5 protein-coding genes are annotated in these 5985 nt (G+C 65.5%); all 5 read right to left on the bottom strand.

Annotation, left to right across the window (positions count from 1 at the left end; genetic code table 11):
- The coding region (gene ftsZ, locus WA702_RS21745; protein WP_425112613.1) for a cell division protein FtsZ at positions 1-1130 on the bottom strand (1130 nt) is incomplete at its 3' end.
- Between the two features lie 114 nt (positions 1131-1244).
- The gene (gene ftsA, locus WA702_RS21740; protein ID WP_425112612.1) at positions 1245-2564 is read right to left on the bottom strand and encodes a cell division protein FtsA; all 1320 of its coding nucleotides are present in this window, start codon (positions 2562-2564) and stop codon (positions 1245-1247) included.
- Positions 2561-3613, bottom strand: a complete 1053-nt coding sequence (locus WA702_RS21735) for a cell division protein FtsQ/DivIB (protein ID WP_425112611.1) — start codon at positions 3611-3613, stop codon at positions 2561-2563. The genes ftsA and WA702_RS21735 overlap by 4 nt, the downstream gene beginning before the upstream one ends.
- A gap of 306 nt (positions 3614-3919) precedes the next feature.
- The gene (locus tag WA702_RS21730) at positions 3920-4909 is read right to left on the bottom strand and encodes a D-alanine--D-alanine ligase family protein (RefSeq protein ID WP_425112609.1); all 990 of its coding nucleotides are present in this window, start codon (positions 4907-4909) and stop codon (positions 3920-3922) included.
- A gap of 70 nt (positions 4910-4979) precedes the next feature.
- Positions 4980-5903, bottom strand: a complete 924-nt coding sequence (gene murB, locus WA702_RS21725; protein ID WP_425112608.1) for a UDP-N-acetylmuramate dehydrogenase — start codon at positions 5901-5903, stop codon at positions 4980-4982.
- Positions 5904-5985 lie beyond the last annotated feature (82 nt).

Here is a 5985-nt window from a genome sequence, read left to right as displayed (position 1 = left end):
GCCTGGGATTCGAGCTTGGCGGCCCGCTCGGCCAGACGCTGGTTATCGGCGCGCAGGCGCGCGGTCAGGTCGGCGAGCCGGCTCTCCGGCACGCCGCCGACCGGCATGGTCGGGGCGGCCACCGGCGGCGGCGGAGCCGACGGCGTGGAGTTGCGGTTGTACTGAGCCTGCTCGATGCCGGTGGCGACGACGGACACGCGAATCAGGCCGTCGAGCGCCTCGTCGAAGGTGGCGCCGACGATGATGTTGGCGTCCTGATCGACTTCCTCGCGGATGCGGGTCGCGGCTTCGTCGACCTCGAACAGCGTGAGATCCTTGCCGCCGGTGATCGAGATCAGGAGGCCCTTGGCGCCCTTCATCGAGGAATCGTCGATCAGCGGGTTGGCGATCGCGGCTTCCGCCGCCGTCAGCGCGCGCTTCTCGCCGGAGGCCTCGCCGGTACCCATCATCGCCTTGCCCATTTCCCTCATCACCGCCCTCACGTCGGCAAAGTCGAGGTTGATCAGGCCTTCCTTGACCATCAGGTCGGTGATGCAAGCGACACCCGAATAGAGCACCTGGTCGGCCATCGCGAAAGCGTCGGCGAAGGTGGTCTTCTCGTTGGCGACCCGGAACAGGTTCTGATTCGGGATGATCAGAAGCGTGTCGACGACCTTGTGCAGTTCGTTGATGCCGGACTCGGCGGTGCGCATCCGGCGCGCACCTTCGAAGTGGAACGGCTTGGTGACGACACCGACGGTGAGAATGCCCATTTCGCGCGCGGTCTTGGCAATCACCGGAGCAGCGCCCGTGCCTGTGCCGCCGCCCATGCCGGCGGTGACGAACACCATGTTGGCGCCTGACAGATGGTCGCGCAGCTCGTCGATCACCTCCTGCGCGGCGGCAGCGCCGACATCAGGCTGCGAGCCGGCGCCGAGACCTAGTGTGACCTGGGTGCCCATCTGCACGATGCGCTGCGCCTTCGACATCGTCAGCGCCTGCGCGTCGGTGTTGGCGACGACGAAGTCGACACCCTGCAGGCCGGCCGTGATCATGTTGTTGACGGCGTTGCCGCCAGCGCCACCGACGCCGAACACGGTGATCCGGGGCTTCAACTCATGGATATCAGGAGGGGAAATCGTCATTGCCATGTTTGCCTCTCGATCACGTGCGCGTGGGTTCAGCCCGGCCAGTGGCCGTGGGTGTTGGTGAAAATTGCTTGGACGTTTTCTTGGGTCCGAAATTCTTGGGTCGGAAACGATTCATCAGAAGCCCTCGCGCAGCCATCGTCCGACCTTTCCGAAATAGCCGTCGGTCCCAGTTCCCTGTTGCCGCGTATGCCGCGGTTCGACATGTTCCAGATGCGCGTATTGCGGATAGACCAGAAGCCCGGTCGGCACCGCAAAGGAGGCGTTCTTGGCTTCGTTCGGCAGCCGACCGAAGCCGAGCGGCCTGCCGATGCGCACCGGCCGACCGAGAATCCGCGTCGCCAACTCGACCAGACCGGTCAGTTGCGAAGCTCCTCCGCTGAGGACGACACGGGCCTTCGGTTCTGCCGCAAAGGGAGAATCCTTCAGCCGGTCCCGGACCATTTCAAAAATCTCCTCGGCACGGTGCCTGACAATGTTCGCAATGGTGGCGCGGGACACGATCTGCGGAACATCCCGCTCGTGGTCCCCGGCCGTCGGAACAGACATCAACTCACGCGCGTCGGACCCGCCGGTCAGCACCGTGCCATATAACGTCTTGATTCGCTCGGCATCCGCAATGCACGCCGACAGGCCTCGTGCAAGATCCATGGTCACATGCTGGCCGCCCAGTGCGAATCCACTGGCGTGGACGAAGCGGCCACCGGAATAGATCGCGATCGTGGTGGTGCCCGCCCCCATCTCGACGACGGCGGCCCCGAGGTCGGCCTCGTCGTCGGTCAGAACAGACAATCCGGCAACATACGGGCTCGCCGCCATGGCCTCCACGTTGAGGTGGCAGCGCTCGACCACCAGCATCAGGTTCTTGGCAACCGTCGCGTCCGAGGTGACGACATTCATGTCGACGCCGAACTGGCGCGCCAGCATGCCGCGAGGGTCGCGGATCCCCTTCACCCCGTCCAGCGTGTAGCCCACGGGCAGCGCGTGCAGCACCGCTCTGCCCTCGCCGGTCGCATGATGCATGCCGGTCGACGTCACCCGGCTGACATCGGCCTGGGTCACGGCGCCGCCGCGAATGTCCGACGCCGCCTCGATCAGATGGCCCTGCAGCCGCCCGCCAGCCACCGGCAGCAGCACCGACTCGACCCGCACCTTGGCCATGCGCTCGGCCAGCGCCACGGCCTGACGCACCGCCTGCTCGCATTCGACGGGATCGACAACCGCGCCGGCCTTGACGCCGCGGGACTGGATCTGGCTATAGCCGATCAGCTCGACCGCATGGCTGCGGCCGCGCAGCGCCTCACTCGGGGGCGCCGGCTTCAGCCGCGCGATCAGGCAGGCGATCTTGCTGGTGCCGACGTCGAGCGAAGCCACCAGCGCAGTGCGCTTTTGCGACATCGGACGCGTCTTCGGAGTCTGGCGATCAAAGCCGGTCATGCGTTGCCGGCTTTCTTCTGGGCTTTCGCCTTGTCCTTGAACATGTCCTCGCGCGCCTTGGCGGCATCGTCGGACAATTGCACGCTCAGCCGATCCGACAGGCGCATGTCGATCGCGACGATGTCGCGCGAGAACAGATGGTCTTGCTGGTCGAGCCGGCTCAGCGAGGCCAGCGCGTTGCCGACGTCATGCTCCGGCAGGCGGATATCGAGGCCGTCCTTGGTACGCAGATTCCAGCGGCGCTCGCCGACGAAGATGGCGGCGCGGGTCACCGCCTTCACCTGCGGATAGCGGTCGAGCAAGGCCAGGAAGTCGTGCGCACGGCCCTCAGCGCCCTTGCCGACCACGAGCGGCAGCGTGAGGAAGCGGCGCGACACATAGGGTTCGAGCACCGCACCGTCATCTGCGATGACCGACAGCTTGCCGTCCTGCTGCCACAGCGCAAACGCCTTGCGCTCGACGATGTCGATCTGAAGCTGGTTCGGGAAGAACTTCTGCACCGTTGCGTCTGATATCCAGGGATTCGCCTTGAGGCGGTCCCGCACGGCGATGGCATCGAGGAACAACAGCGACGAGCGGCCGGTGACGCCACCGATCGCCAGCACTTCGTCCTGAGTCAGTTGCTTGCGGCCGTTGATGGCGACCGCGGTGATGCGGAAGCCGACGGAATTGGCAATCGCATTGCGGGCATCGCTGAATGCGGTGCTCACCTCGTCGACATGGCCGCCCTTGACGATTCCGAGCCAGACGCTGCCGCACAGCAAGGCGACGGTGGCCACGGTGCCGAGCCGATGCGGCAGATAGCGCTCCACGAACGCGACCAGGCGCGCGGGCTGCGGCAGCTCGGCCGTCGGCGCAATCTGGCGCGGATGGGTTTGACGCGGCTGGGCCTGACGCGACGGGATCTCGCGCGGGCGGTTCCGGGAAACGCGGGCTTGCGCAAAACGTGCGGCAACATACTCGCGCAGCAAGATCGCCGCGCCAAGCGCGGCGGCTCTCAGGTCAGCTTGGGGCCTCTGTGATCGGGCGAGGCGTCCTGCACCATCCATTGCACGAGCTCATCAACTGTGAGGGCCCGCAATTACGTTGCGGGTCGCAGCGTCGGCGAGGTCTCCGTGTCTGCCCCGGGCCGGATGCCAGGCACCCAAGTGCCTCGTCACGACAGCTCAACCCGGGCAGCCGAGCATCGCTGTGCCGCCAGCGTTAACCTTCGGCCCTCCTGGTAAACAAAAGGTAAAGTCGGTTGGCCGCGACGAATTTTTTCTTCGTTATTTGAGGGCCTTGGGCCAAATTCTTAAGTATTCTACCGGGAGCGGGAACAATCCGTAGACGGCGGTCCGGGGTTCCGCGGGGGGCTATTTGCCGCCGCGACGCTCGGCCAGCGCGATCTGCAGGTTGAGAAAGTCGACGAAGGCAATTCCCTGCGCCTTCAACGCCTTCGGATACAGCGAGGCCGCAGTCAGGCCCGGCAAGGTGTTGGTCTCGAGATAAACAGGGCCGTTGGCCGAGACGATGAAGTCGGAGCGCGAATAGCCGCCGCAGGACAGCGCCCGGTGCGCCTGGATCGCCTCACGTTTGATGGCGTCCATGATGTTGGGCGGAAAACGGCCCGGACAGATCTCCTGCGTGCCCTTAGCCAGATACTTTGCAAAATAGTCGAACGCGCCATCGGCTGGCACGATCTCGATCGGCGGCAGCGCGAGCAGCGAGCCATCCGCCTGCTCCAGCACCGCGCAGGTCGCCTCCACGCCCGCGATGAACGGCTCGATCAGATAGTCCTCGGTCGCGGCTGCCTTGCGCACCGCGACGAGATCCTGCTTGCCGTTGACGAACATCAACCCGTAGCTGGAGCCGTCCTTGACAGGCTTGGCGATCAGCTTGCTGTAAGTCGCGAGCGCGGCTTCGGCATCGTCCAGCGCGATGCCTTCCGCCGCGCTGACGCCGCCGAGCATCGCGAAGCGCTTGGCCGCGACCTTGTCGAAGGCGAGGTGCGACGAGGTCGAGTCCGAGCCGGTATAGGGCACACCCCGCATCTCGCACATCACCTGCAGCTCGCCGTTCTCGGCCCGGCCGCCGTGCAGGCCAAGCACCAGCACGCGATCCTCGTCCCTGGCACGATCGAGCGCCGCAGCGAGGCCGCCAAGCGATTGTCCATCGGCCTTGAACGGCTGCTCGAACGGCTTGGCATGGGCCGCGAGCGCCTGGCCGCTCGCCTCATGCACGGTGTCATCGGCGTCCCAGAACCAGAGATCGGCTTCGGGCAAATGCGCATACAGGCTTTGTGCGCTCGCCACCGAGACGAGCCGTTCCTTGTTGGAGCCGCCAAACAAAATGGTGATGCGCATCAATGCGTTCTCGGGTTGACCTCAGATGGCGAGCACGGGCTCAGCCGCGATCACTAACAACACGGGCGAACTAGCTCGCGTGGATTCCGATTCGTTTGATCTCCCACCGCAACTCGATTCCGGATGTCGCCTTGACCCGCTCGCGCACAGTCTCACCGAGCTGTTCGATGTCGTGTGCCGTGGCGTTGCCGGTGTTGATCAGGAAGTTGCAATGCATTTCGGAGACCTGCGCACCACCGAGCTTGAGACCACGGCAGCCGGCGGCGTCGACCAGCTTCCAGGCCGAGTGTCCCGGCGGATTCTTGAAGGTCGAGCCACCGGTCTTCTCGCGAATCGGCTGCGCGGTCTCGCGATGGTTCTGCACCTCCGCCATCCGCAGACGAATGGCCTCCGGCGCGGCAGGGAGCCCGCGAAAACGGGCCGAGGTGAAGATCAGTGATGGGTCGAGGCCGTTCGCACGATAGGTGAACTTCATGTCGGCATTGTCGAAGCGATGGCGATCGCCCTGCCGGCCAAACGCAGTGGCCTCGATCAGGACATCCTTGGTCTCACCGCCGTTGGCGCCGGCATTCATCCGCAGCGCGCCACCGATGCTGCCGGGAATCCCGAACAGGAATTCGAGGCCGGAGAGATTCGCCGCCGCCGCGACTTCGGCGACGCGCTTGTCGAGCGCGGCGGTGCCGGCGCGGACGATCTCACCCTCAGTCTCGATCTCGCCGAAGCCGCGCGGTGTCAGCCGGATCACCACGCCGGGCACGCCGCCGTCGCGCACGATCAGGTTGGAGCCGACGCCGACGACGATGACGGGAAGATCGCCCGGCAGGTTCTTGAGGAAGTACGCGAGGTCGTTCTCATCGGCCGGCGTGAACAGCACCTGCGCTGGGCCGCCGACCCGAAACCAGGTCAGCGGCGCCAGCAGCTCGTTGGCGAGCAGTCGTCCGCGCAAATCCGGCATCGCGGTTTTGAGATCGGCGGTGATGTCGGGGAAGGTCATGCGACGCCCGCTTTCGCATGGGCCGATGCTGTCACTGCTCGGCATACTGCGTTCCCTCCCCCCTTGTGGGGGAGGGCTAGGG

The sequence above is a fragment of the Bradyrhizobium sp. genome (assembly GCF_049798375.1).
In the GTDB taxonomy this organism is placed as follows: domain Bacteria; phylum Pseudomonadota; class Alphaproteobacteria; order Rhizobiales; family Xanthobacteraceae; genus Bradyrhizobium.
The sequence above is the reverse complement of the archived record's forward strand: the minus strand, read 5'-3'. Positions and strand labels throughout refer to the sequence as shown.

Bases quoted from the DNA above. Each gene is read 5' to 3' on its own strand.
- ftsA (WP_425112612.1), bottom strand. From the start codon at position 2,564: ATGACCGGCTTTGATCGCCAGACTCCGAAGACGCGTCCGATGTCGCAA.
- WA702_RS21735 (WP_425112611.1), bottom strand. From the start codon at position 3,613: ATGGATGGTGCAGGACGCCTCGCCCGATCACAGAGGCCCCAAGCTGAC.
- WA702_RS21730 (WP_425112609.1), bottom strand. From the start codon at position 4,909: ATGCGCATCACCATTTTGTTTGGCGGCTCCAACAAGGAACGGCTCGTC.
- murB (WP_425112608.1), bottom strand. From the start codon at position 5,903: ATGACCTTCCCCGACATCACCGCCGATCTCAAAACCGCGATGCCGGAT.